24 protein-coding genes are annotated in these 24,959 nt (G+C 47.6%); 18 read left to right on the forward strand and 6 right to left on the reverse strand.

Annotated features, from left to right (window positions below):
- The first annotated feature begins 142 nt into the window (after positions 1-142).
- The 5 genes from rpsP to rplS all read left to right on the forward strand — a co-directional run bounded on the left by rpsP (position 143) and on the right by rplS (position 2,421).
- Positions 143-376 carry a 30S ribosomal protein S16 gene (gene rpsP / locus AOG36_RS06245; RefSeq protein ID WP_053825741.1) on the forward strand — a complete coding sequence of 78 codons (234 nt, stop codon included), beginning with the start codon at positions 143-145 and terminating at the stop codon, positions 374-376.
- 111 nt (positions 377-487) lie between these two features.
- Entirely contained in the window at positions 488-811 is a 324-nt protein-coding gene (locus AOG36_RS09095) for a KH domain-containing protein (protein ID WP_053825742.1), read from the forward strand.
- A complete protein-coding gene (gene rimM / locus AOG36_RS06255; RefSeq protein WP_015106962.1) occupies positions 801-1,319 on the forward strand; it encodes a ribosome maturation factor RimM in 519 nt (172 codons plus the stop codon). The genes AOG36_RS09095 and rimM overlap by 11 nt, the downstream gene beginning before the upstream one ends.
- On the forward strand, positions 1,319-2,053 hold the full coding sequence (trmD, locus tag AOG36_RS06260) for a tRNA (guanosine(37)-N1)-methyltransferase TrmD (RefSeq protein WP_015106961.1): 735 nt from the start codon (positions 1,319-1,321) through the stop codon (positions 2,051-2,053). The genes rimM and trmD overlap by 1 nt, the downstream gene beginning before the upstream one ends.
- Positions 2,050-2,421, forward strand: a complete 372-nt coding sequence (rplS, locus tag AOG36_RS06265; protein WP_015106960.1) for a 50S ribosomal protein L19 — start codon at positions 2,050-2,052, stop codon at positions 2,419-2,421. The genes trmD and rplS overlap by 4 nt, the downstream gene beginning before the upstream one ends.
- 339 nt (positions 2,422-2,760) lie before the next feature.
- Here rplS and AOG36_RS09380 read toward each other — a convergent pair whose 3' ends face one another.
- The 4 genes from AOG36_RS09380 to mraY all read right to left on the reverse strand — a co-directional run bounded on the left by AOG36_RS09380 (position 2,761) and on the right by mraY (position 9,101).
- Complete coding sequence (locus AOG36_RS09380) at positions 2,761-3,171, reverse strand: methyl-accepting chemotaxis protein (protein ID WP_370696100.1); 411 nt, start codon at positions 3,169-3,171, stop codon at positions 2,761-2,763.
- Between the two features lie 1,669 nt (positions 3,172-4,840).
- A complete protein-coding gene (locus tag AOG36_RS06275; protein WP_084815802.1) occupies positions 4,841-6,715 on the reverse strand; it encodes a mechanosensitive ion channel family protein in 1,875 nt (624 codons plus the stop codon).
- Between the two features lie 2 nt (positions 6,716-6,717).
- Positions 6,718-7,968, reverse strand: a complete 1,251-nt coding sequence (murD, locus tag AOG36_RS06280; RefSeq protein ID WP_015106957.1) for a UDP-N-acetylmuramoyl-L-alanine--D-glutamate ligase — start codon at positions 7,966-7,968, stop codon at positions 6,718-6,720.
- 71 nt (positions 7,969-8,039) lie between these two features.
- Positions 8,040-9,101: a phospho-N-acetylmuramoyl-pentapeptide-transferase gene (gene mraY, locus AOG36_RS06285; RefSeq protein WP_015106956.1), complete on the reverse strand. Its 1,062-nt coding sequence runs from the start codon at positions 9,099-9,101 to the stop codon at positions 8,040-8,042.
- A gap of 101 nt (positions 9,102-9,202) precedes the next feature.
- Here mraY and AOG36_RS06290 point away from each other — a divergent pair, with 101 nt between their 5' ends.
- The 12 genes from AOG36_RS06290 to tmk are packed head-to-tail and all read left to right on the forward strand — an operon-like array spanning position 9,203 to position 20,631.
- Positions 9,203-9,889 (forward strand): META domain-containing protein, encoded by a 687-nt coding sequence (locus tag AOG36_RS06290; RefSeq protein ID WP_015106955.1) that lies wholly within the window; start codon positions 9,203-9,205, stop codon positions 9,887-9,889.
- Positions 9,889-10,434, forward strand: coding sequence for a YigZ family protein (locus tag AOG36_RS06295; protein WP_015106954.1), 546 nt, complete (start codon positions 9,889-9,891; stop codon positions 10,432-10,434). Before AOG36_RS06290 ends, AOG36_RS06295 begins: the two co-directional genes overlap by 1 nt.
- Before the next feature lies 1 nt (position 10,435).
- Entirely contained in the window at positions 10,436-10,876 is a 441-nt protein-coding gene (gene hemJ, locus AOG36_RS06300; protein ID WP_015106953.1) for a protoporphyrinogen oxidase HemJ, read from the forward strand.
- Positions 10,876-11,637: a bifunctional demethylmenaquinone methyltransferase/2-methoxy-6-polyprenyl-1,4-benzoquinol methylase UbiE gene (gene ubiE / locus AOG36_RS06305; RefSeq protein ID WP_015106952.1), complete on the forward strand. Its 762-nt coding sequence runs from the start codon at positions 10,876-10,878 to the stop codon at positions 11,635-11,637. The genes hemJ and ubiE overlap by 1 nt, the downstream gene beginning before the upstream one ends.
- Positions 11,637-12,410: a carbon-nitrogen hydrolase family protein gene (locus AOG36_RS06310; protein ID WP_015106951.1), complete on the forward strand. Its 774-nt coding sequence runs from the start codon at positions 11,637-11,639 to the stop codon at positions 12,408-12,410. The genes ubiE and AOG36_RS06310 overlap by 1 nt, the downstream gene beginning before the upstream one ends.
- A gap of 20 nt (positions 12,411-12,430) precedes the next feature.
- A complete protein-coding gene (gene serS / locus AOG36_RS06315) occupies positions 12,431-13,687 on the forward strand; it encodes a serine--tRNA ligase (protein WP_015106950.1) in 1,257 nt (418 codons plus the stop codon).
- Positions 13,688-13,696: 9 nt separating this feature from the next.
- Positions 13,697-16,228 carry a tetratricopeptide repeat protein gene (locus tag AOG36_RS06320; protein ID WP_015106949.1) on the forward strand — a complete coding sequence of 844 codons (2,532 nt, stop codon included), beginning with the start codon at positions 13,697-13,699 and terminating at the stop codon, positions 16,226-16,228.
- The gene (locus AOG36_RS06325) at positions 16,225-18,312 is read left to right on the forward strand and encodes an ATP-dependent helicase (protein ID WP_015106948.1); all 2,088 of its coding nucleotides are present in this window, start codon (positions 16,225-16,227) and stop codon (positions 18,310-18,312) included. Before AOG36_RS06320 ends, AOG36_RS06325 begins: the two co-directional genes overlap by 4 nt.
- On the forward strand, positions 18,309-18,983 hold the full coding sequence (gene flgA / locus AOG36_RS06330; protein ID WP_015106947.1) for a flagellar basal body P-ring formation chaperone FlgA: 675 nt from the start codon (positions 18,309-18,311) through the stop codon (positions 18,981-18,983). The genes AOG36_RS06325 and flgA overlap by 4 nt, the downstream gene beginning before the upstream one ends.
- Positions 18,980-19,540: a UbiX family flavin prenyltransferase gene (locus tag AOG36_RS06335; protein ID WP_053825689.1), complete on the forward strand. Its 561-nt coding sequence runs from the start codon at positions 18,980-18,982 to the stop codon at positions 19,538-19,540. The genes flgA and AOG36_RS06335 overlap by 4 nt, the downstream gene beginning before the upstream one ends.
- Positions 19,540-20,013: a pantetheine-phosphate adenylyltransferase gene (gene coaD / locus AOG36_RS06340; RefSeq protein ID WP_015106946.1), complete on the forward strand. Its 474-nt coding sequence runs from the start codon at positions 19,540-19,542 to the stop codon at positions 20,011-20,013. Before AOG36_RS06335 ends, coaD begins: the two co-directional genes overlap by 1 nt.
- Positions 20,014-20,631 (forward strand): dTMP kinase, encoded by a 618-nt coding sequence (gene tmk / locus AOG36_RS06345; RefSeq protein ID WP_015106945.1) that lies wholly within the window; start codon positions 20,014-20,016, stop codon positions 20,629-20,631.
- A 487-nt stretch (positions 20,632-21,118) separates the two neighbouring features.
- Here the strand turns inward: tmk and AOG36_RS06350 are convergent, their stop codons facing one another.
- Both AOG36_RS06350 and rpsO read right to left on the reverse strand, forming a co-directional pair.
- Positions 21,119-22,183 carry an O-antigen ligase family protein gene (locus AOG36_RS06350; protein ID WP_231630258.1) on the reverse strand — a complete coding sequence of 355 codons (1,065 nt, stop codon included), beginning with the start codon at positions 22,181-22,183 and terminating at the stop codon, positions 21,119-21,121.
- Between the two features lie 185 nt (positions 22,184-22,368).
- The gene (rpsO, locus tag AOG36_RS06355; protein WP_015106941.1) at positions 22,369-22,641 is read right to left on the reverse strand and encodes a 30S ribosomal protein S15; all 273 of its coding nucleotides are present in this window, start codon (positions 22,639-22,641) and stop codon (positions 22,369-22,371) included.
- 114 nt (positions 22,642-22,755) lie between these two features.
- On the opposite strand from rpsO, the gene flhA reads away from it, so the two are divergent.
- On the forward strand, positions 22,756-24,954 hold the full coding sequence (gene flhA, locus AOG36_RS06360) for a flagellar biosynthesis protein FlhA (RefSeq protein WP_053825691.1): 2,199 nt from the start codon (positions 22,756-22,758) through the stop codon (positions 24,952-24,954).
- The last annotated feature ends 5 nt before the right edge of the window (positions 24,955-24,959 follow it).

Genomic DNA, 24,959 nt, shown 5'->3' on the forward strand with positions numbered 1-24,959 from the left:
GTGCAGACATGAGAATCCTTTGTATTAGAAATAAGCCTAGATTCTAGCACAATAAAGACAATGGGAGCATTGGCTTAAACAAAGTTTACTTTTAGAAAAAAGCACTATAATGGAAAATTTGCAACAAATGAAAAGGAACGCCATGACAATCGTACGACTTACCCGCAGTGGGCGCAAGAAAAAGCCCTTCTACCGCATTGTGGTGACAGATTCACGCAAACGCCGCGATGGGGGGTGGATCGAGTCCATCGGGTATTACAATCCTCTAGCAAGCCCCAAAGTGGTGCAAATCGACCACGCGAGGCTAGACTATTGGAAAAGCGTGGGGGCGAAAATGAGCGAGAGAGTGGAAAAACTCTCTAAACAACAAGCCTAAGTCTAAAGGGGAGGGGAGGTTAGCATGCAAGAGCCAGGCACACAAGATCAAGATCTAGAAAATCTTAGGGGGGAGAGCCACGCTAAAAGCCAAACCTCCCAGCTAGACACCATTCAAAGCCCCACACAAGAAGCCCAAGAACCCCCCGCACAAGAAAATCAAGAAAATCAGGGTTATCCGATTGAAATTTTTGTCGCTGAATATTGTAAAAAGATTGTGGCTTATCCACAGGTCTTGCAAGTGCAAGTGCGCCTCGTCGAGCCGGGGGTTAAAGAAGTCTGTATCCACGCCAACCCACTGGACATGGGGCGGGTGATCGGTAAGGATGGCAAAATGGTGAGCGCGCTCAAAGCCTTCATCTCAGGGGTCAAGGCCAAGGACGGCTTTAGCTATAAAATCGTGGTTGTGGCGGCTAAGAACCCCTATGTCTGCTGAGTGGTTGGTGGTGGGCCGCTTGGGGCGGGCGGTTGGTCTAAAAGGCGGGCTTAAACTCAATTTGGAGAGCAATTGTTTAGAGTGCCTAACCCTGGGGGCGCGCGTGCAAGTTGCTAGCCCTCTAAAATCCCCAAAAGAGCACACCATCCACACCTATGAGCCTAAAACCTCCCTGCTCTTCTTAGAGGGGGTAAGCACTAGAGAGCAAGCTCAAGAACTCACAGGCAGTGTCCTTAAAATGAGCGAGGAGGAGACGCTAAGGCTTTGCAAGTTGCAAGAGGGGGAGTTTTTGGCATTCCAGTTAGTGGGGCTAGAGGTGGTAGAAGAAGGCGAGGTTTTAGGGGTGGTGTTAGGCGTGCAAAGCTTTGCAGGGGTGGATTATTTGCAAGTGCAAGCTTTGGCTAAAACATTCTTAATCCCCTATATCCCCCGCTACATCATCCATGTAGACTTAATAAACAAGCGCATCGAAACCAAGGACGCTTTAGGGCTCTTGGAGGAAAGTTGATGCACTTTAGCATCCTCAGTTTATTTCCTAATCTCCTGTCCTTTTACTTTGAAGACTCCATTTTAAAGCGCGCACGCGCCCAGGGCATTTTTAGCCTTGATTTGGTGGATATGCGCCCCTTCTCGCCCCATAAATTTAAAAGGGCGGACTTCCCCCTAGTGGGCGGGGGTGCGGGGCAAATCTTAGACCCCTACATGGTGGAAAACGCCTTAGAGAGCTTAGATGGCGGGCATGTGATTTTCTTAAGCCCTGTAGGCAAGCCCTACACCCAGCAAGACGCGCAAAGGCTAGCCACCTACAAGCATTTGATTTTAGTTTGTGGCCGTTACGATGGCTTTGATGAACGGTTGATAGAAACCCATGCTGACGAAGTCTTTAGCGTGGGGGATTTTGTGCTCACGGGCGGGGAGTTGCCTGCTTTATGTGTGTGCGACAGCGTGGCGCGGCTGTTAAAGGGGACTTTAGGCAATGTCCACTCGCTAGAGAAGGAAAGTTTTAGCCAAAATCTCTTAGAAGCCCCCAATTTTGCCAACACCTACAACCTAGCTAAAAAGCCCAGCTGTACGCAAATGGCGACTATTTCAGCGTATTCAAAGGGTAACCATGCTAGAATAGAGGGGATTATGCACGATTTATCTATCCAGAGGACTAAATATTTTCGTCCCCCCCTTTATTGCTTAGATAGGTCTTTGCAGAAGTTCTGCCAAAACAACAAGAAAGGTTCATCCAAATGAAAAACCGCTATTTGCAATCCTTTGAGGATGCTCAAATCAAGGCACAACCCCCCCGCTTTAAGGCCGGCGACACTTTGCGCCTAGGCATCCGTATCCAAGAGGGCGATAAAATGCGTACCCAAAACTTTGAGGGCGTTTGCATCGCTTTAAGGGGCAATGGAGTCGGCAAAACCTTTTGTGTCCGTAAGGTAGGCGCAAATGGCGTGGGTGTGGAGCGGATTTTTCCCCTTTATTCGGCAAGCTTGGCGAGCATTGAGGTTTTGAGGGTGGGACGGGTGCGCCGCGCTAAACTCTACTACCTACGCCACAGAAAAGGCAAGGCTGCGCGCATTAAAGAAGTGCGTAAGGTGGAGAAAAAAGAGGCTTAGTTTAGCCACCCCAAGTAGCCCCCTTTCGCCCTTTAGCAGTGTGTGGGGGTTATCCATTTAGACTTAGTTTTAATGTGTGTGTTGCACTCTTGTGGCCGGCTTTTAAGGTTACTTACACAGCTGTCCCTCTTAAGCCCAACTCTTTAGCCACCCCTTAAACCCCCTTAAAATAAGCTCCCTTTGCTTGGATTGTACTTTTAATTAACTCCTTTGTGCCACTACAAGTTGCCCCCTCTAGGTCATCCCCTTCAGGTCTATGTCTGAAGCCACAAAGCCTCCCCTTTTGTAGTGGGTTTGTCCCTATGGCCACACCCCAATCTACCTTAAGTGAGCCACCCTTTAAAATTTCTTCTTGTTCGTGTCTTCTAGAATGCCACCGGCAATGTGCTCGATCTCTTGACTGATGTCTAGACAATTCTTGGCAATGTCTAAATTGTGGGTCAAGTTTTCATCAAATTCGCCCATCGTGTTGTTGATGTCAGACATCGCACTGGCCTGGGCTTTGATGGCTGTCGAGTTGTCGGCAATGCTTTGTAACAATACATTGATGTTGCTCTCAATTTCGCTCAAAGACTTTTGGGTGCGCTCAGCTAGTTTTCTCACTTCATCGGCGACCACCGCAAAGCCACGGCCGTGCTCTCCGGCACGCGCGGCCTCAATGGCGGCGTTTAGGGCCAATAAATTCGTTTGATCAGCGATGTCTCTAATCATCTCTATAATGCTTTTAATGTCCTGGCTTTGGGCGATCATTTCATCACTTTTTGCACTCACATCGGCAATGTTTTGCGTGATGTTCTCGATGCTTTGGGTGGTTTTCTCCAAGTCTTGGGACTGCTTGCTGGAGCTAGAAGAAAGCTTTTCCATGCTCTCTTTCAAGCTCTGCGCCTTGGTGTTTAGGCTATTGGCAAAACCTAGAGAAGTTCTCAACATTTCAATGATTTGGGTACCTAGCTGGTTGATCGACATTTCAACTTCACCCTTTGCATCTTGGATTTTTGGTGTGAAATCTAAATTTTGGTACGCTTCCACCACCGCTAAGATTTTATTTAAATCTGCCCCAACACCCCTCTCTAAGCTCTCCACCATAGAGTGCGTTGCACTGATGAGCTCGCGCAGCTTAGGTGTGCTGGCTTCATTCTCTGCTTGTTTTGCAGCAATGATCCCTTTTTGCACTGCAGAAGCTAATTGTGTGGTCTCCACCACTGCAGCGTTGTCGTTGTGGAACGCTTGTTGGATTTTATTGATGTTGTCGTTGATGGAATCTAGCATGCCTCCAATCTCGTCTTTTTGGCTCGATTGGTAGACCTCTAGTTTAACATTCTCCTCGTGGTTGAGCAGTCTAAAAAAGCTGTTTAAGGTCGCCACCACCCTATAAATGCGGGCGACGATCTGCTTATTAATATAAAAATTCATCACAAAGATGGAGAGTACTAGGCAGAGTAGAGCAATCAAAGTGATGGCGATTTGGGTTTTATACACCTGGTCGTAGACCTCTGTTTGCGGGAGAGCTGCACCCACCACCCAGTTGTGCTCCATCAGTGTGCCATAGGGTTTAAAGGCTTGGATGGCTAAGATCACCTTTGTATTTAAGATTTGAGAGAAAAAGGCAATGATTTTTCTTTCCCCCGGTTTGGCGTTCTTTCTAAAGGCAACAATCTCATGCCCCTCTTTGGTGGGCAAGACTTCTACAAAGGGTTTGCCTTGTAATTTGTGGTCCCTGGTCATGCTAAAGGTACGATCACCCGAACCGATTAAAAAGCCGTTTTTACCAGTTCCCATGGGAAAGTATTTTTCTTGAATATATTCAAGGCTCACAAATAGGGCGGCGACGGCCTTAAGTTGGTGTTTGGTGTCAAAAATGGGGGCGGCGATGGTGAAGCCAAAGTAAGACACCCCGGGGACTAAGGTCCGCATCTCTGTATCGCTGCGGCTCACCACCTGCGTGTCGATCACCTTTTTAATCACGGGCGCGTCTAAGACTGCGGGAGTATTGCTGTACATGGCGATAGTCCTGTCTTTTTTTTGGATGGCTTCGTAGCTGGTGGTGGGCTTTTGGTCTTTAAGCATGATCAAAAAGGCCGCGCGCACAAATTCGTTGTTCTGGCATAATTTGCGGACATTGTCTGCAATCTCTAGCCCATTGGCATTCTTTAAAAAAAGATACCCATTACCTGAAAAGTAGTTGGTGTAAGCACTGAGCGTGGATTTGACATGCTCAAGCTCGCGCGTGATGTTGAAGGCTTGGTTTTGCGCACGGTCAATCACCGTTTGGTTGGCGTTGGTGGTTAATATACGGGTGATCTCGCCTACATAGTATACCCCCAAGGCTACAAAGGCGAGGATCAAGATCAGCGAAACGGCTAGGATTGTCTTTGCGCTTAGCTTCAAACGACTTAAAAACTTCATAGTTCCTCCAGACTTAAGATGGGTGTGGCATGCTCTCGATATACACACTTTGAGAGGGGAAGGCAAAGCTAAGACCACAATCCTCCACGACTTTCATGATCTTTAACATCACATCCTCCTTAATGGCAAGCCACTCTCCCCACACGACACTTTTAGAAAAGCAGTAAATAAAAATATTGATCGAGCTGTCTCCAAAGCTGTCTAAATAGACAAAGAGATTAGATTTATAACCCATCAAATCGTTGAAGGACACGATGTTTTGGCGCTCCATGATGTAGTCGTGGTGGTCGTGATCGGTGATGTTCTCCAAATCGCTAGCTTTGGCGATTTGGGGATGTTGCTCGAGCATTTGGCGAATCCCTAAAACGCATTTTTGCAGTGCCTCGCTAGACGAGCCATAGGTCAGCCCCACAATCATCTTAATGCGCCGCCCCATTTTACGCCGATTCCAGTTTCTAATCGACTTGCTGGCCAGCTCTGAGTTGGGTACAAAAAACAGCGCGTTGTCAAAGCCCCGAATGGTGGTGCGTCTTAGCCCCATTTCCACGACCGTGCCCTCCACATCCCCGCACACAATCCAATCGCCTTGGCCAAAAGAATTGTCCAAGAGCAAGATCACCGAGGCAAAGAAGTTCGCCAAGACATCCTTCACTGCCAATGCCACCGCTAGCCCGCCGATGCCAAGCGAGGCGATGATGGTGGAGATGTTAAAGCCCAATTGCTTGAGAACCCCCAAAATAGTGAGCACAAAGATGAAGAAATACGCGATCTTTAAGATCAAGTTAATAACTTCTTTACGAAAACCATTTTTGCGCGAAGCTAGGGTGGCCAAGATCGCCGCTCCATAGGCTTTAAACAGCGCGATCACTAGCCATGCGATGAGAGACACATAGACCACACCCAAATACATGTCAAATCTAGGGGGTGCTGGGTGGGGGTAGTAGAGGATGTCGATGGAGATGTCAAAGCTGTAGATGAAGAGAAAGGTCGAGATGGGGGCTAGGATGCTGTTTCTAATCTTCTCTTGGATGTTAATGTTGGCATTCTTGCGGCTAAAACGAACGCAGTAATCTAGGGCTTTAACAAAGATCGCAGTAACGATCTGACGCAGAGCAAGCAAAAGTACCAAGAACCCCAAAGAGAGTAAGATTTTGGCGTTTTGCAAGCCGTTCATATCGGGGAAAATGTGGTTAACCGCCCCGGCGATGCGCTCGAGTACCCATTGCATGTTGATGTTGAAGACGACATTTTTTGCCAACACATCTTTAGGGTGCTTTTGGATGTAGCGCAGTACATCAGTGTAGGTCTGCAGCTTGATTTGGTAGTTCTCCAGCGCGCCCAAGAGTTCATGTTTTTTGATGTCTGCGAGGTGCTCGGGGATGGTGTAGGTTCTAGTGGCAAAGGCCTCTAATTTGAGCAAATAGGTGGAGGTGATGTTTTTGATGTCCCTTTCTTGGCTGAAAAGGTCGGTGGAGGTGCGGATTTTCTCCAAAAAGCCGTACATCTGTGCTTCCACTTCGAGGTTTTTAAGCTGGATGGTTTGGCTAAAATAAGCGTAAAAATCATTGATTTTACTGCTCTTTAAGAGTGCTTTTTGCAAGGCATGTTGCTGCTTGGTGTTCTCTTGGATGTTGATGCCTATTTTTTCTTGGGAGTTTAAAAGCCGCAGGGCAAAGGCGTGCATGAGCTCGTTTTTTTGGTCGCTGTATAAAGAAACTTCGGTGTGCTTGGTGGGGTCTTTTTGGTAGCGGGTGATGACTTGGTTGAGTTGGTTGATCTGTTTTAAGAGCAAATGTAGATCGATTAAATCTAAATCCCCCCCCTCATGCGTGTCTGCCCGTAAAAAGCCCATGAACAAGACAAGTAGAGCCCATAAAAGAAAACGCATCTTCACTCCAACACGCATTGTTTAAAGGCATCCCCCCTATGTTTGTAAGAGGCAAATTGGTCTAAGCTTGCTGCGCTGGGTGAGAGCATGCCGATGTCGCCCTGTTTTAAATTTTTCTTGATCTCTTGCACGGCCACTTCAATTTTACGGCATAGGTGGGCGGGGATTTTATGCTCCTGGGCCATTTGCATGATCGCAGGCGCGCTCACCCCGATCGCATACACTTCGGCTTGTAGGCGGGTAAGCGATTCAAATAAGGGTTTCAAGTCCACGCCCTTGGTGTCGCCCCCTAGGATCAAGTGTATGTAGTTGTCTTGAAAGCACTCTAAAGCTTTTAAAGTGGCATCTACATTGGTCGCCTTGCTATCATCCACCCAAGTGTAGCCCTTTTTGTCTGTAAAAATCTCGATGCGGTGGGGCTGGATAGTGTAGGTGTTGAGCAGGTCGTAATCGGCCACGCCTGTATATAACTTCGCTGCACTCAAAGCCAACAGTGCGTCTAACAAAAAGGGCTCTTTAAAGTGCACCTTGTCGATGTCTAGCCCCATTTTTTGCGCCAAATCACTAGAGTTTGTATAAAAAATGATCTGCGCCTTTGTAGCCTGTACGAGAGGGTGGTCTTTTAGGGTGGTGTGGATGAAGGCGTGGGTGTATGCGCCCATAAGGCTTAGGGGCTTTAACTTCGCCACGACATAGTTTTCGTAACTGCCATGCCAACTTAAATGGTCCTGGGCTAGGGGCAATAAAATGTAAATTTGCGGGCTTAGGTGGTTCGTGTAGTGCAGAGTGAAGGAGCTGGTTTCTAGCACCCAAGTGTAGGGGGGTTTTTTCTCTAGGCTTTTGGTGTAGAGTTGGATCAAGGGGGTGCCGATATTGCCCCCCACTTGGGCGTTTTTCAACAAGAGCCCGAGCATTTCTGTGGTTGTGGTTTTGCCATTCGTCCCGCTGATGAAAATCGTGGTGGGCAGCGGCTCTTTTCTATTACTTTCCCAAAGTTGCTTGATATAGTCGTATTCGCTGCAAAGGTGCTTGCTGGCGACCACTAAGGGGTGGTTAAAGGGGATGCCCGGGCTCACCAGCTCCAACTTAGAGGCATAGGGGTTAAACATCTTAGAGGGCAGCCATTTTTGTTGGTTGATGTCTAGGGATGGGGTCAACACATGGTCGTCATAGACACAGTAAGGGATGTTCTTGCGGTGTAAATAGGCAGCAAACGCCTTATTGGTTTGTCCGTACCCAAGTAAAGAAATCATCAAAAGCCTTCCAAAATAAAATCAATTCGATGAGGGCTAGGATAGCACACTTAGACAACGCAATAATGAATCTAGCGCACTTTTAAACTGAGCAATGCCACGATATTACTCAAAAGTGCGATGATCCAAAAACGCAAAATGATTTTATTCTCCGGCCAGCCCTTGGATTCAAAATGATGGTGCAGGGGTGTCATGCGAAAAATGCGCTTTTTGCGGGTCTTGTAGCTGGTAACTTGTAAAATCACTGAGCTCGCCTCAAGCACAAATACTGAGCCCATTAAAATCAAAAGAATCTCGTTGTTGGTGATGATCGCCATGTAGGCGATGAAGCCCCCGATGCTAAGGCTGCCACTATCTCCCATGAACACCTCAGCTGGGAATGAGTTGAACCATAAAAACCCAAGTAGCGCGCCGACCAGTGCCATCGCCACCACCATCACCTCCCCGCTATGGCTCACTTTTGGATAGAGCAAGTATTTACTAAACTCGGCATTGCCCACAACATAGATGAACACGCTTAAACTCACAATCACGCAAATGCTAGGTACTGTGGCCAGTCCATCTAGCCCGTCTGTCAAATTCACGGCGTTGGAGGTGGAGAGGAAGACGAGCATCCAAAAGCCGATCAACAAAAAGGCATGCCCTTCAAAGGAAAAAATGGGGTGTTTTAAAAAGGGGAAGTACAGGCTTTTAACTTGCATGAGCCCGGCAAGTGCTAAGGTGATGAAGAAAGAGAGCAGGGCTAGCATGCCAAATTTATAGCGCGATGTAACGCCGGCATTGCTCTTGCGGCTGATTTTGGTGTAGTCATCCTGCACCCCAATGAGTCCAAAGCCCACAAGCACCACCAACCCTAAGAGCACAAAGAGATTGTCTAATCTAGCGGTTAAAAGCGAGGCGGCTAGGGTGGTGGCGATGAAGACCACCCCACCCATGGTTGGGGTGTTTTGCTTATTTTGGTGGGGAATGTAGACCGAGATGGGTTGGTTTGCTTTTTTGGCCTTTGCCCATGCGATGAATTTGGGCATCACCAAAACACAGCCAAAGAAGCTCAAGAAAAACGCCAGTCCCGAGCGAAAGGTGATGTATTGGAACAAGTTAATGTGTAAGAGGGGGTAGAGGTAGTAGAGCATGGCCAAACTTTAGTGTGGAATGGGGCGTGATTATAACATAAAGCTACTTTTACACCAAGTTGAGTTACAATAAGGGCTTTATTTGTGTAAAGGAGTTTGGCGTGCGGTTTGTGAGGGGCTTTAAAGCGCATTTTTTATTATCTATGGCATTTTTGTCTGTGCTCTTGAGTGGTTGTGTATTGGTGCGCTTTTTTAACAAGGACTTTAATCACAACCAATACCAAATTGTGCGGGTGGTGCTAGATGGGCAAACCTTTGACTTTAAAGACCTGATCGAGGAAGCCCAACGCCCCCAAACCCAAGAAGCCCAAAACCAAACCCCCAAAGCCACCAACGCCCCCAAACCCCTCCCCAAAAACAAACTAGAACTCTTGCAAGCCGAGCTCGAGCAGCGCGTTAAAAATCTAGACACCAAGGACATCTCCCCCGATGCGTCCATGATCAAAAAAGACATGAGACATTTAGAGAGCGACATCAAGCACAACAAAACCCTAACGCCTCCCGTGCTGGTCAAAAGCCCCATGGGGCATATCGAATTTGACCAACGGCAACTAAGGGCCTATGGCATGGTTTACTGCAATAAGTATTTTTTTAGCTATAACTTTAGAGACGATGACCACCTTGTGCTGGATGACAAAGGGATCGCGAGGAGAGTTTGCGGGAATGAGAAGCTAATGGCGTTTGAATTGGCGTTCTATAACCATTTGGAGGGCGTTTTTAACATCACTAGGGGTAAGAACACCCTGCTCTTAGAAGGCCCTAAAATGACCATCTACATGCAACACTGATGCAAAGCCTATTAAACGCCCCCATATCCAAACACCAAATTAAAGGCTCAGTCTTTCTAGGCTTTTTAGTGCCCATGCTAGAGTTTAGCCCTACCTTAAAGCAATTGCAAAAAGAACACCCTAAAGCCCGCCACATCGTCTATGCCTACCGCCACCTAGAGGACAACACCCTAAAAGAAGCCTTGCACGAGGATCAAGAGCCTAGAAACAGCACCAAACCGCTTTTAGACATGTTGCGCCGTGAGGATTTGATTAATGTAGCGATTTTCGTGGTGCGCTACTTTGGCGGGGTGCTCCTTGGCGTGGGCGGATTGATGAAAGCCTATGGGCTAGCCCTGCAGCTTTGCTTAGAGCAAGCCAAATGTGAGCCCTTCATCGTGCCGATACACATTTGCGAATGGGTGGGCTTAAAGGCTTTAGACGCTTTGAAGGCAAGGGGGCTCAAATACGGCGTGCAGGTGGTGGTGAAGGAAACCCAAAGCACGGGGGCGTGGGTGGATTTGATCGGCGCACCCCATCTTTTAGAAAAGGCACTAGGACATTGACATGCAAACTCTGTATTTATGGCTCAAAATCATACATATTTTAGCCGTTATCTCGTGGATGGCCGCCCTTTTATACCTGCCCCGCTTGTTTGTCTATCATAGAGAGAACTATGACAAGCCCGAGTTTGTGGCGGTAGTGCGGGTGCAAGAGGCGCGCTTGTTTAAGGGCATCGCCACGCCGGCTATGGTGCTCAGTGTCCTTAGCGGGCTTAGCTTGTTTTATATCCTAGGCGGGCTGGACTTGTTGCACTATGGCTGGGTGCATTTAAAGTTGCTCTTTGTACTCTTGCTCTTGCACTTTCACTTTATGTGCCGCAAGTGGATGCGCGCGCTTGAAAGCGAGGGGACTTACAAGAGCTCGCGCTTTTTTAGGGTGATGAATGAAGTGCCGACCGCGTGTATGGCAGTGATTGTGTTTGCGGTGGTGGGGAAATTCTTTTAATGGCAAAGCCCATAGACAAGCAACAACAAATCATCGGCATGTTCGACTCCATCGCCAAGACTTACGACACTGCCAATAAAGTCGTGAGTTTCAAGCAAGACCAGTGCTGGCGCGTGCAAAGCGTGCAAGAGGCCCTACGCCATGTCTATGCTTTTAGAGGGGATTTGAAGGCTTTAAGTGTGGCCGACATTGCCTGCGGTACAGCGGACATGCTGCTCTGTGTTTTAGAGAAAATCGCGGCGTGTAAGGGCAGTGTGGCGAGCGTGTGCGGGGTGGATCCATCGGCTGAAATGTTGCGTCTGGCCGAGCAAAAAATCGCTTCAAGCCCCTTTGGCAAAAACGCCCGTGTCCGTTTAGATTGTTTGGAAGCCAAGAATTTACACACCATCCCGGATAGCAGCGTGGATTTGCTTTCCATCGCCTATGGACTGCGCAATGTGGTGGATCGCAAAGAGGCACTCAAAGAGTTTTCTAGGGTGTTGAAAAAAGGTGGGGTCTTGTTGGTGCTGGAGTTCATGCGCCAAGATAAAAAGGGGTTTTTAGGTTATTTGGCGCACATCTACACTTCTAAAATCTTGCCCTTGGTGGGCATGCTCATCAGCTGCAACTACAGAGCCTACGCCTATTTGCCTAAATCCATTGAAAAATTTATCAGCCCGGATGAGCTGGAGGAGGAGCTAAGTGGCGTGGGGCTAGAGGTTGTAGAGAAGAGCCACTACATGTATAAAAGCGTGTCTAGTATTTTTGCGGTGAAACTCTAATGCATTTGTTTTTACTGCAAATGGCGCGCTTTGAGTGGGAGTTTATCCAAAAGAGCGTGCGCCAAATGCCCTCTAACGCCGTGGTGCTCTTGCCTGAATATGTCACGACTCCCTTTTTCTTAGAGCTCTTAAGCCTTGCGCCTGAGAAAATCGATGGCCACAGCCGAGCCCGCCTAGAACAATTACAGCTCTTAAGTGCCAAACACCAAATCACCTTTAGTGTCCCGCTTGTCTTATTAAAAGAGCAGGGCTTGTTGAAACAAATTGCTTTAATCAGCCCCCAAGACACGCAATTTTACACCCAGCAAAAGTTGGTGGGTTTTGAGCACTGGGCGGAGGCTAGCTTTTTTGCCAATTCCCAGCCCACAGACTTTAAAGCCCCCCCCACTTTAGAGATCGAGGAGATCAAAATCGCCCCGCTCTTTGGCTACGAACTGCACTTTGACCCCCTATGGGTGGTGTTGCAGGAGGCGGGCGTGGAGGTGGTTTTAGTGAGCACTGCAAGCACCTTTGAGTCGTTTGAGCGCTGGCGCTGTGTGTTGCGCTCACGGGCGTTTTGTAATTCTATGCTGGTCGCCAGGGCCAATCGCATCGGCATGGCAAGGGAGAATCAAAATATCCCTTGGCGTTTTTATGGAGATAGTTTAATTGCCCTACCCAATGGCAACATCGCCAGCAGTTTAGAAGGGGATTTGGGCGCGCTGCATTTAGAGGTGCATAAGGCGTATTTACAGGCGTGGGCGAAGGAGTGGGGCTTTCGCCCCCCGAATTAAGAGGTTAAGAGGAGAAAACCATGATTGATAAGAAATTATTGCTCAGTGATTTTAAGGGTGTGCAAGCCAATTTAGCCAAACGCTTTTTAGACCCCGCCCTGCTAGAGAGCTTAAAAGCTAAGTTCATCGCCTACAAAGCTAAGAAACAAGAGCTCGAACAGGCCCAGGAGTTTCAAAATAAGAACTCTAAACTCTTTCCCACCTATAAAAATGACCCCGCTAAGACCCAGGAACTTAAAAACGCTCTAGAGGCCAACAAAGCTAAAATCGCAGACCTAGCCACCCACACCAACACGCTAGAAGAAGAGCTAGACACTCTCCTACATTCCATCCCCAACCTGCTCGACCCCATCACGCCCTTTGGCAAGGATGAAACGGAAAATGTAGAGATTAAAAAGGTTTTAACCCCCAAAGCCTTTGATTTTGCACCCAAAGAACACCACGAACTTGCCCAAGAAAATGGCTGGATTGAGTTTGAAAGAGGTGTAAAGATCGCCAAGAGCCGCTTTAGCGTGCTAAGAAAAGAGGGCGCGCTCTTAAGCCGTGCGCTTTTAAATTTCATGCTGGATTTTAACCACCAAGCCGGCTTTGAGATCGTAAGCCCCCCCGTGTTGGTGAACACAACAACCCTCTTTGGTACGGGCCAGTTGCCTAAGTTTGCTGAGGATTTATTCAAGGTGCAAGAGGAGGATTTGTATTTGATCCCCACCTCTGAGGTGAGCCTTACGAATTTATACGCCGATGAGATTTTAAACGCCGAAGCATTGCCCATTTTAATGACCGCGTGTACCCCGTGTTTTCGCAAAGAGGCGGGCAGTGCGGGCAAGGACACGCGGGGCATCATCCGTCAACACCAATTTGACAAGGTGGAGTTGGTGGCCATCACCCACCCCAAAGAGAGCGATGGCATACAGGCAAAAATGCTAGAAACGGCCAGCGGGATTTTAAGTGCCCTAGAGTTGCCGCATCGCTTTATGCAACTTTGCAGCGGAGACATTGGCTTTAGCGCGAGCAACACCGTGGACATTGAGGTGTGGTTGCCCGGGCAAAACTGCTATCGCGAAATCAGCTCGGTGAGCAACACGCGCGACTTTCAAGCCAGACGCGCCAAAATCCGCTACAAGGAGAACAAAAAGAACGCCCTTGTGCACACCCTAAACGGCTCGTCCTTGGCGGTGGGGCGCACTTTAGTGGCCCTCATGGAAAACCACCAAGAAAAGGACGGGAGCATTCATATCCCTAAAGTGCTTTTACCCTACTTGCCCCGCAAGCTCTAAAGGTTTAGCATGGTCGATGAAAACCCCAGGAATCAAAGAGGCAACCCACAACCAGACCTAGAGGAAGCAGAGTTGCAAAATGAAAAGCCTAGCCTAAGAGATCGGGCTGTTTCTCTAGGCAATAAGGCTAAAAATTTCTTTAGCAAGGAAAACCTCCCATTTAAAAGTGCCAATCCCAAAGAGTTTTTAAGCAATTTACGCAACCGCCCTAGACTCTATTTCTCGGTGTTGGGGGGGACAGGGGTGGTGGTCTTGATCGCCCTAGTGGGGCTGGCCACGAGTTTCATCGCCCATGAAGACCGCTATGAAGAAAAGTTAAGCCAAAGTACCAAACAGCAACTGACCAAACTGGTCGAAGCGGAAAAGGGCGATGGGTCTATTTTTGACAACCTGCCCACTCTAAGAGATAACAGCAACAGCCATGTCCACTTAAGCAATGAAAAACAAATCAACACCTTGATCCAAAAGGCAGACATCCTCTACAGCCAAGGGCAAACAGATGAGGCGTTGCAGATTTTCGGCGACATTGCCCACACCTCCAGCAGCATCGCCAACCATAATTTGGGCGTGATCCGCATGCGCAAACACGACTACACCGGGGCACTGCAGGCCTTTGAAAACGCCATCTCGGCCAACAACAATATGAGTGTGAATGCCATTGATGCCATGGTGGCCTCTTTTTACCTGAACAACTTTGACCTCTACACCCGCTATTTAAAGGTGGCTGAGGAGCATGTCCAAGATTTAGCCAAACAACCCATTTACTCTTATGTCTATGGCCTCACCCTCTACTACGGAGGGCATTACTTTGAAACCTTGAGTGCTTTAACCAACCCCAACTCCAATTTATTCAATATGGACCGGCAACGCTTGGCAGCAAAGATGTATCTGCTCTTTGGGGACACAACCAACGCCCTCAAGAATTTAAACGCCATCGCCACACCCAAAGACGACAAGGCTTTAGGCTTGCTTTATGCACGCGAGGGCGATTACAAGCGGGCCATCGACCATTTGCAGACCTATAATGGGCGTTACCCTGGGGATAAAGATGTTTTAGTCGCTTTGGAGATCATCGCGCTGAAAATGGGAGATTTTAGCGGGGTGTCAGAGATCCTTGGCAGCCTACTTCGTGGCATCAACAAGAACAAACACCAAGAAAAGATTTTAACCGACACCTACCCTATTGAGCCCGTTTTAAATGGGAATTTCTTTGATGTCAACACGATCCGCAAAGACTTTTGGACCACGAATTTTAGAGATGGGCTAGGCCTGCCCATCTATCGAGTGCTCTTTTACTACGCCCCTTATAAATTGGTGGATGTCAAAGGAGCCCTAGGCTCGATCCAAGAGGGGGTTTTTCTTGTTAACAGCGAGGGCACTCAAGATTTGATGGGTGCGCTGGATTTATTGGAGAGGAGCAAGAAGAGCAGTTTTGCCAACCAGCACATGATCGCAGGTCTAAAGCACCTAAGTGCCTCCCATTTGCGTCTTGCCCTGAAAGAATTTAAACGCGCATTAGAAGCCAATCCTAACAGCTCCGTGACGCACTACGATACAGGGCTTGTTTACGCCCAGTTGGAAAACTTCCATAAGGCCAGCTTCCACTTCAATAAAGCCTACCGCCTGAACAACAAGAATGTCCTTGCGGGCATCTTTGCGGTGATGGCGATGTATTTAGACTACCGCGACCCCAGTGCCCTGCTCAAACAACTCAGTTCTGATTTTCATAGCCTGCATTTTAAAGACCCCAATGAACGCGCCTTTTTAAACTCCTTCATCTCCTATATTAACGGGGCGAGCAACGACGATTTGGGCTGGCTTCAAGAAGCCAAAAAGCCCCTAAGCATTTACTACGCTCTAGGGGTGGCTTACGCCAGTCGGGCCCGCGACAAGCAAGGTTTGGTGGACAACTTTACCGCCCTAAAGAAGATGCACCCCCACAACATGCTCACGAATGTGCTCTACGAGATGATGCTTAAATACCGTGCCGATATCCGCCAAATGCTGGGAGCTTACGCCTTCTTAACCAACAAGAAAACAGATTTTGAGGAACTGTTGCACGGCCCCATCTTGGCGCGCAAGATGTATATTTACATGGGTTTCATCACGGGGCTTTTAGAACACGAGGAGGAGCAGATCAACATGCGCCTTAGCTCCACACAGGATAAAGAGATGAGCATCGACTTGCTGCGCATGCTCGCCTTGATCCACATCTTCCAAAAGCAGTATGAAAAATCTGTGGGCATTTACAACGCTCTCATCGACCAAATGGGGGACCACGAAATGGAGGTTTACGAGTTGGCGAGCTTGTCTTACATTGCCTTGAAACGGTTTGATGATGCCGCCTTGCTCTTAGAGATTGGCAAGACGATGGATTCAGGCAATTACGATGTGCGCTATGGCCTGGGGTTGCTCTACCAACAGGCAGGCAATTTGGAAGCGAGTCTTAATAACTTTAGCGCGATCAAGACCCACAATTTCCATTCCACTTACTTTGACTTTAAATTAAAAGAGCCCACAGATAGCCAGGATTTAAGATGAATCTTCAAGCTTTACTAGATGGTTTAAATCCCGCCCAACAAGAAGCGGTGTGCCACACCAAAGGGCCCCTTTTAATCCTAGCCGGCGCAGGTAGTGGTAAGACCAAGACCCTAACCACCCGCCTAGCTTATCTCATCGGCTCTATTGGAGTACACCCTAAAAACACGCTCACCTTAACCTTCACCAACAAAGCCGCTAAGGAAATGCGCGAAAGGACGCTGGCTCTCTTAGGGGAGTGGCGTGGCCACTACAGACCCATGCTGTGTACTTTCCATAGCTTTGGGAATTTCTTCCTTAGAAAAACACTTAAAAATGAAAAATATGCGGAGTTTTTAAGGCGCAACAAGGACTTCATCATCAAAACGCCCCAGGAGCTCAAAAGAGAACTCAAATCCCTCTTGCTCCCCTACAAACAGCATTATGAGAAATCATGGGAAGACGACAAACACTTCCTTAACTTTTTATTTAAAGGTTTTTCTTTAATTAAAAACGGCCACATCATTTGGAGAGGCAATTCTGATTTTGTGTTCAACGAAGCTTATGGTCTGTATCTAGACCACTTAGAAAGGGGAAATTGCGTAGATTATGATGACCTCATCGCGTTTCCTTATACACTCTTGGCCGAATACCCAGAGCTAGCCAAACAAGTCAGCCAATTTTACCAATACATTTCAGTGGATGAATACCAAGACACTAACCCCCTACAGTTTAAACTGCTCCAACAACTTTGTTGTACGCACGATAACCTTTGCGTGGTGGGCGATGACGACCAGAGCATTTATGGTTTTAATGGGGCAGAAATTAGAAATATTTTAGAGTTTGACCGCCATTTTAAGGGCGTTAAAATCATTAAGCTCGAGCAAAACTACCGCTCCATCCCCAACATTGTTGGCTCTGCAAACCAACTCATCGCCCACAACCAATGCCGCCACGAAAAAACCCTCTTTAGCCAAAAAAACCAAGGCTCAGATGAAAACATAAAATACGAACACTTCAAAGAAACCAAAGAAGAACATACATTTATTTGCGACAAAATCAATGCGTGTAGAGCTAAAAACATCCCCTATGAAGAAATTGCCATTTTATACCGCTTGAAACACCTTGCTAGTGGATTAGAAAAAACCCTACGAGAAGCCAACATCCCCTACACCATTGTGGGGAGCACGGGCTTTTTTGAGAGGGCTGAGATCAAAGACCGCTTAGCGTACTTGCGTGCTTTAGTAAACCGCGACGATGATGGGGCACTGGTGCGTTTGCTTAAAAAATCAGAGGGGTTTGGCAAGAAAAGCCTAGAAAAAATCCAAAACACCGCCACCAACAAACACCACAGCATCGCCAAGGCCTACCAAGAGGGCTTGTTTCAAGACTTTCCCAAGGTCCACACGCACCTACAAGGATTTTTCACCATTTTAGACGACTTGTCCGCCAAAGCAATGCATCTTAGCACGCCCAAGCAAGCCCTAGAATTGCTCGCCGGTTATGCCCAGATTGACAAAGAATCAAGCGCCAATGACACCGATGATGAAGTCTTAGAGCGCATCTTGGCTTTTGCAACAATGTTGCAAGACTTTATCTGTGAATCGTTTGAGCTCAGAGGCTCTGTGTCCTTGCAAGACTTCTTAGACCAAATTGCCCTAGAAACAGATGACCCCACTACCGATTCCACAACCACTAAGGGCGTGCAGTGCATGACCGTGCACGCCTCGAAGGGATTGGAGTTTAGGGTGGTGTTTATCATAGGTCTTGAAGAAGGCACTTTCCCCATTGAAAAGAAGGACTTTTTTACCGGAGAATACACGAATATTGAAGAAGAGCGGCGCTTGGCTTATGTCGCCATCACAAGGGCTAAAGAAGAAGCCTACCTTTGTAGCGTACAAAAAAAGTTTTTTTGGAAAGATTCAACCCCCTCTCGCTTCATCAAAGAAGCAGGGCTTGTCCAAACCTTGTGTGTGGGTGATCGTGTACACCACGCACAGCATGGCTCTGGCTTCATTAAAAGCATTAGTGGGGGGTATTTTCAGGTGTCTTTTAATCACGGGCTTGTGTGGTTGCCACCCACCTCTGTAAAGAAGCTTGAGCTGTGAGATTTTTACTCCTGATTTTACTCACCCTGCCCCTAATCGCCCAGGGGCTTTTAGAGCAGGCGATTAAACAGGCTTACACAGACTTTTACGCCAAATACCCCTTAAAAGTCCAAGCGGTGCAAATCAGCCTTGCCAGCGGTAGCCTTGCCACCCTGGAGCAGATTATAAAGAGTGCCAAAACCCCCCAAGATTTAAACCTGCAGCTGCGCCCCCAGCAATTTTTAAACCAAGAGGGACTGCTAAACTTGAGCCTACAAAATGCCAGTGTATGGGTGCGCTATAAAATCAAAGCTACCATCCAAGTCTATAAGTCTAAGAGTATGCTAAGAAAAGACCAAAACCTAGATGCCAGCAACACCTACCAAGTGAGCATCCCCTTCACCCGCTTTTTTGCCATGCCCATAGATGCATCTTACATCAATAACTCTAGCGCACGGAGTTTTCTAGCCGCCAACACGCTTTTAAGCATCGACAAGGTCGGGGCGCAGATTTTAGTTTATAAGCACGAGATTTTCCACGCCACGCTAAAAGAGGGAGCGATCTTTTTAGAAACCTCTTTGCAAGCTTTAGAAAATGGGGGGCTAGGCCAAGTGATCCAAGCCCTCAATGTAGCGAGCAAAAAGGTCGTACAAGTGAAAATCACAGGGTTTTTAAAGGGGGAAGTGCTGTGAAATTGGTTTTGGGCGTGAGCGGGGCGAGCGGGGTACATTTGGCGTGGCGTTTTGTGGAAAACTTACCGCTTGGAGTGGAGCTATTCATCGTGCTGAGTGCCCATGCTAAAAAGGCCGCTCTCGCCGAAATGGGGCTAAACTTTAACGAGAAGTTAAAAGAACTCAAACGACCCTACACACTTTATAAGCACCACGAAATAGACGCGCCCATCTCTTCTGGCAGTTTCAACATAGATGCCATGGCGGTGATCCCAGCCAGCCTCAACACCTTTAGTAAAATCGCCCATGGCCTTTGCGATGACCTTTTAAGCCGCGCGGCTGCAGTCGCCCTCAAAGAGCAAAAAAAACTTCTCATCGCCCCTAGGGAGTTACCCCTGCACTCCATTGCCCTTGAAAATTTATTAAAACTCGCTAAGGCCGGGGCGATCATCGCTCCCCCTTTACTCACCTACTACACCAAGCCCAAGGATTTAGAGAGCATGGAGCTGTTTTTGGTGGGCAAGTGGTTTGACGCGCTAGGCATTGCCCATGACTTATACCAGCGCTGGGGGGTTTAATGCACACGGCCATTTATCCCGGGACCTTTGATCCCATCACCAACGGGCATTTAGACATCATCAAAAAGGGGGCGGATTTATTTAACCCCCTCATCGTGGCGGTGGCAAAGTCGCATGCCAAAAACCCCATGTTTAGCCTACCAGAGCGCTTAGAAATGCTGCAACTGGCCACGAAGTCTTTGGACAATGTCCAATGCCTCGCCTTTGAGGGGCTGTTGTGTGGCTTAGCCAAGTCGTATAACTGCAAGTGGATCATCAGAGGACTTAGGGCGGTGAGCGATTTTGAATTTGAGTTTCAAATGGGCTATGCCAACAAGTCCTTGAATCCTGCACTAGAAACCATGTTTTTCATGCCCACCTTACAAAACGCCTTCATCAGCTCGTCCGTGGTGCGCTCCATTTTAAATCACAAGGGGCAAATCGACCATCTAGTCCCCCCCCTTGTGTTAGAATTTATCCAGCAAAGGTTTTAAATGTTTATTGCCTTAGAGGGGGTGGACACCAGCGGCAAAAGTACACAAATCATGCTGCTTAAAGAGGCCTACCCTCATGCTATTTTCACCAAGGAGCCGGGAGGCACTAAGTTAGGGCAAGCCCTGCGCCAAAAGGTGTTATACGAGAATTTAAGCCTCGATACGCAGTTTTTATTGTTTCTAGCCGATCGCGCGCTGCACTTAGAAGAGGTGTTAAAACCCAACTTCCACCAACTCATCTTTAGCGATCGTTCTTTAATCTCAGGGCTTGCCTACGCCCCCTACCCCTTAGAGCAAGCCCTAGACTTACACAGAGTCCATGGCTTATTAGAGGTGTTGCCAAATTGCGTCTTTGTACTCAAACTCCCCCCCCAAGCTTTAAAAGAGCGCCTACATACCAAAACCCATGATTTTATAGAATCCCGTGGACTGGAATTTTTAGAGCGTACCCAAGAGCGCCTTTTACAAGCCTGTGCACTTTTAGGTGTTTGCACTTATATCTTAGACGCAAGTTTAAGCCCACAAGGCCTGAATACAAAGATTTTAAAGAGTCTAAAAGACATGGGTGCTTTTTGTGCCTTCACCAAAGACTTGCACAATTCTTGTCAAAACCTGTAGTGCAAGCCTTTTTATAAGATTGCTCTACCTTAGGTTCGTCTTTTTTACACCTCTCCTTTTTATACACGACTGCCAGTCTATAATGCCCTAGAAAATCCTCCATATCCACAGCTTTTTAGCAATGTTTATCATCATCAGGATTCAAAGCCAGCATAAATAGGCATCGGCCACGCCTGTTTGGGCAACTTGAATAAATCTTACATCTCTTGTTTATGTAATGCCATGCCACCGATCAAAACCCTCAATAAAGTGTTGTCAAGTCGTTTATTTGTCTAGTAAACTTATAATCCCGTTGCGTAATTTTGCCTGTTTTGATCATTTATGGTCTTGACTCACATTTACCTCTAGCACTCTAAAACCTATACTTTTTTGGGTTAAAAAGTTTTGGCCAATATAAAATATTGGTTAGTATTCAGCACATAGAAAAAAGAGAGCAAACAAGATATGTGTCTTTTGCGTTTTAAACACTACAGAGTGTTGAACGCGGTCAAAGGATGACAAGATTGCGTTGGCTTGTGACAAGTGTAGCCATCACCACCATCCCTATAAAAAAGCTCCCCTCTGTAAAGAAAGAAAAGGGGTCAAAGCCCATGGCAAACACGACATAAAAGACCAACATGCCAAGCCCAAACAAAGAAATTTCAGGTGCAACACGCAAGTTTTGCCAAAAGAAACGCCCCACCACTCCCCAAAACAAAAGCAGTACGGCGACACCCACCAGCCCCCGGCGGGCTAGGGTGTTCAGGATTTCGTTTTCGTACTTTTCCCCACAATCGATCTCGTCAGCCTTTCTATAAGAATGCGCTAAAGCTAAAATTTCGGGCAATCTTGCGCACTTGGTGCTAGGACTCATGCCAAAAATGGGCGAAAGTCTAGCGATGGCAATGGCAACTTTCCAACGGGCGATACGCAATCCCGTGCTTGTGTTGGGGTTTTTTTGGGCGTAGAGTTGTAAATCGTGACTGAAGTTTTCATAGGCGTTACGGGGGGTTTTCAACACCCCTTCATGCTCTAGGGTATAGTCGATGCCAAACATGGCCACAAAACTCAAAGCGATCGCCAACATGAAGGGCAGGGCGCGCCAAGATTTTTGCAAATACAGCACCAAAACAGAGAGGGCAAGAAAGCCAAGAGCGAAGGCGAGCATCGCCGTACGTGTTCCGCTAAAGAGCACCACGACAAAGCCCAGCAACAACGCCGCACTAAAGAGAATTTTTTCTAGGCGTTTATGGGTGTGAAGGGCGTGGATATAGCATCCAAAAACTGCCATGCTAGTCAGCACCACAAACGCCATGATGCTGCTAGAGCCATCCACCCGCCCCACGCTCAAAAAGACCCTTTGGACGAGGGCAATGCCCCCATTGAGCACACAAGCGATCGCCATGCTCGTAAAAATCAAACTCTGTTTGAGGGTGAGATTGGCTCCGCTTAAACACACCAACGCCACCGCCCCAAAGACATAGAGCAGGGGCATTTCCAAAGTGGGCAGGTTGTAGCGCCAACTTTCTAAGTCGCTTTGGATAAAGAGGCTGGGCAACACGCTTAAAAACATGAGCACAAAAGCCCCAGCTAGCCATTTGCATTCTTTGGAGGGCCTAATGGGAGGTTTATAGAGGAAATAATAAACAAGCGCACCGAACATAAGTATGACCAGCAGTCCATGCGCCCCCGCTCTTTTGAAAGAAAGCAGAAAAAATAGGGCAAAAAAAACGCTAACGGCGTTTGAAGCCCAAAGCATTAACGATTCTTGATACCTAGTGCTTCAATGAGTGTGACATAGCGGTCATGCTGTGTGTCTTTAAGGTATTTAAGTAGGTTTTTGCGATGACCCACGAGTTTTAAAAGCCCCAAGCGGCTAGAGTGATCCTTGGGGTTGTTTTTTAAATGGGCAGTCAAGTCCGCAATCCTTTGGCTCAAGAGGGCGATTTGCACCTCGCTAGAACCTGTATCATTATCTTGTCGGGCGAAGCGTTTGATGATCTCTTGCTTCTTCTCCGTACTTAAAGCCATGAAGACCTCCTATAGGAAAATTACACAAGTTTGCATTATAACCTAAAAAGTCAAATTTTACATGAAAGATTGTAGAATGCAGGGATTTTAATATAATTTAACTCAAGGCAGTTAGTGGCTCGCAACAAGCAAAAGAGCATTTTAAAACGGACATTCCCTTTTTTAAGGCAACTCACCCAGTCTAAGGACTTAACCGTTGTTGTCTTTGTGATTGCAATTTTGGCAATCATCATTGTCCCCTTACCGCCCTTTTTGCTCGACTTCTTGCTCACCATCTCCATTGCCTTATCAGTGCTTATCATTTTAATCGGGCTTTACATCACGAAGCCCACGGACTTTAGCGCCTTCCCCACCTTGCTCTTGATTGTTACGCTTTACCGCCTCGCGCTCAATGTCGCCACCACGCGCATGATCTTAACCCAGGGCTACAAGGGACCTAGCGCGGTGAGCGACATCATCAGTGCCTTTGGGGAATTCACCGTGAGCGGGAATTATGTCATCGGGACGATCATTTTTAGTATTCTAGTTTTGGTGAATTTATTAGTGGTTACCAATGGTTCAACACGCGTTACAGAGGTGCGCGCGCGTTTTGCCTTAGACGCGATGCCGGGCAAGCAGATGGCGATCGATGCGGATTTAAACTCGGGGCTCATTGACAATGAAGAGGCAAAAAAAAGGCGCGCAGCACTGAGCCAAGAAGCCGACTTTTACGGCGCAATGGACGGGGCAAGCAAGTTCGTCAAGGGCGATGCGATCGCCTCCATCATCATCACTCTAATCAACATCATCGGGGGCTTTTTAGTCGGGGTGTTCCAAAGGGACATGACCATGGCCTTTAGTGCCTCCACCTTCACGATTTTAACCATTGGCGATGGCCTAGTGAGCCAAATCCCGGCACTCATCATCGCTACCGCTACGGGCATTGTCGCCACCCGTACCACCCAGCACGAGGAAGAAAACTTCGCCAGTAAGCTCATCACCCAGCTTACAGACAAGAGCAAAACCTTGGTCATTGTGGGCTTTATTCTCTTGCTTTTTGCCAGTGTGCCGGGACTACCCACTTTTTCACTGTTCTTTGTAGGCAGTTTGTTTTTATTCATCGCATGGCTTATCTCAAGAGAGGGCAAGGACAATTTATTTTCTAAATTTGAAGCGTGGCTGAGTAAGAAAACGGGTATTGATCTAAGCCATAGGCCCACCGCCACCGCCGACCAAGCCCCCACCACCCGCCCCCAAAAGAGCGCAGAGGAGATCAAAAAAGAGGAAGAACAGGCCATCAATGAGGTGTTGAAAGTGGAGTTTTTAGAGCTTGCTTTAGGCTACCAGCTCATTTCTCTAGCCGACATCAAACAGGGAGGGGATTTGTTAGAGCGTATTAGAGGTATCCGTAAAAAGATTGCGAGTGATTATGGCTTTTTAATGCCCCAAATCCGCATTAGAGATAATCTCCAGCTCCCTCCCACGCATTATGAAATTAAGCTCAAAGGAATCACCATTGGCGATGGGAGCGTGATGCCCGAGCGCTTTTTGGCGATGAACACGGGTTTTGCGGGCAAAGAAATCGAGGGGATTCCCACTAAAGAGCCCGCCTTTGGGATGGACGCGCTGTGGATCGAACCCAAAGACAAAGAGGAGGCGATTATCCAAGGTTATACGATCATCGACCCCTCCACCGTGATCGCCACACACACCAGCGAATTGGTCAAAAACTACGCCGAAGAGTTCATCACCAAAGACGAGGTGAAATCGCTTTTAGAACGGCTAGCTAACGATTACCCCGCCATTGTCGAGGAGGCCAAGAAAATCCCCACAGGGGTGATTCGCTCTGTGTTGCAAGAACTCTTGCACGAGAAAATCCCCATTAAAGATATGCTCACCATTTTAGAAACCATCACTGATATTGCGCCTAGCGTGCAAAACGACATCACTATTTTAACCGAGCAGGTGCGCGCCCGCCTTTCAAGAGTCATCACCAATATTTTTAAGTCCGAGGACGGGACTTTAAAATTGCTCACGCTGGGCACCGCCACCGAGCAGTTTTTATTAAATAAACTCAAGGATCAAGCTTCGGGTAAATTCTTACTCTTAAACACCACGGAAATGCAGCAGCTCATCGAACATGTGTCTGCCGAGTCTATGAAAATCTTACAGCGGGGGATCGCGCCGGTGATTCTCATCGTGGATCCCGAGTTGCGTCGTCCGCTCTCCACAAAAATGGAGCAGTTTAAAATCGACATTGTGGTGCTCAGCCACGCTGAACTAGACACGAATGCCAAATACGAGGTACTCGGCACAATTAATATTAATTTTTAAGGACA

Source organism: Helicobacter heilmannii, from assembly GCF_001283065.1.
In the GTDB taxonomy this organism is placed as follows: Bacteria; Campylobacterota; Campylobacteria; order Campylobacterales; family Helicobacteraceae; genus Helicobacter; species Helicobacter heilmannii.

Excerpts from the sequence above, each read along its gene's own strand:
- AOG36_RS06350 (WP_231630258.1), bottom strand. The coding sequence starts at position 22,183 with ATGTTTTTAAGCGTGTTGCCCAGCCTCTTTATCCAAAGCGACTTAGAA.
- ubiE (WP_015106952.1), top strand. The coding sequence starts at position 10,876 with ATGGCAAAGCCCATAGACAAGCAACAACAAATCATCGGCATGTTCGAC.
- tmk (WP_015106945.1), top strand. The coding sequence starts at position 20,014 with ATGTTTATTGCCTTAGAGGGGGTGGACACCAGCGGCAAAAGTACACAA.
- AOG36_RS06325 (WP_015106948.1), top strand. The coding sequence starts at position 16,225 with ATGAATCTTCAAGCTTTACTAGATGGTTTAAATCCCGCCCAACAAGAA.
- rplS (WP_015106960.1), top strand. The coding sequence starts at position 2,050 with ATGAAAAACCGCTATTTGCAATCCTTTGAGGATGCTCAAATCAAGGCA.
- AOG36_RS06275 (WP_084815802.1), bottom strand. The coding sequence starts at position 6,715 with ATGCGTTTTCTTTTATGGGCTCTACTTGTCTTGTTCATGGGCTTTTTA.
- AOG36_RS06310 (WP_015106951.1), top strand. The coding sequence starts at position 11,637 with ATGCATTTGTTTTTACTGCAAATGGCGCGCTTTGAGTGGGAGTTTATC.
- rimM (WP_015106962.1), top strand. The coding sequence starts at position 801 with ATGTCTGCTGAGTGGTTGGTGGTGGGCCGCTTGGGGCGGGCGGTTGGT.
- hemJ (WP_015106953.1), top strand. The coding sequence starts at position 10,436 with ATGCAAACTCTGTATTTATGGCTCAAAATCATACATATTTTAGCCGTT.
- coaD (WP_015106946.1), top strand. The coding sequence starts at position 19,540 with ATGCACACGGCCATTTATCCCGGGACCTTTGATCCCATCACCAACGGG.
- mraY (WP_015106956.1), bottom strand. The coding sequence starts at position 9,101 with ATGCTCTACTACCTCTACCCCCTCTTACACATTAACTTGTTCCAATAC.
- AOG36_RS06295 (WP_015106954.1), top strand. The coding sequence starts at position 9,889 with ATGCAAAGCCTATTAAACGCCCCCATATCCAAACACCAAATTAAAGGC.
- serS (WP_015106950.1), top strand. The coding sequence starts at position 12,431 with ATGATTGATAAGAAATTATTGCTCAGTGATTTTAAGGGTGTGCAAGCC.
- AOG36_RS09380 (WP_370696100.1), bottom strand. The coding sequence starts at position 3,171 with ATGATCGCCCAAAGCCAGGACATTAAAAGCATTATAGAGATGATTAGA.
- rpsO (WP_015106941.1), bottom strand. The coding sequence starts at position 22,641 with ATGGCTTTAAGTACGGAGAAGAAGCAAGAGATCATCAAACGCTTCGCC.
- trmD (WP_015106961.1), top strand. The coding sequence starts at position 1,319 with ATGCACTTTAGCATCCTCAGTTTATTTCCTAATCTCCTGTCCTTTTAC.
- AOG36_RS06320 (WP_015106949.1), top strand. The coding sequence starts at position 13,697 with ATGGTCGATGAAAACCCCAGGAATCAAAGAGGCAACCCACAACCAGAC.
- murD (WP_015106957.1), bottom strand. The coding sequence starts at position 7,968 with ATGATTTCTTTACTTGGGTACGGACAAACCAATAAGGCGTTTGCTGCC.
- rpsP (WP_053825741.1), top strand. The coding sequence starts at position 143 with ATGACAATCGTACGACTTACCCGCAGTGGGCGCAAGAAAAAGCCCTTC.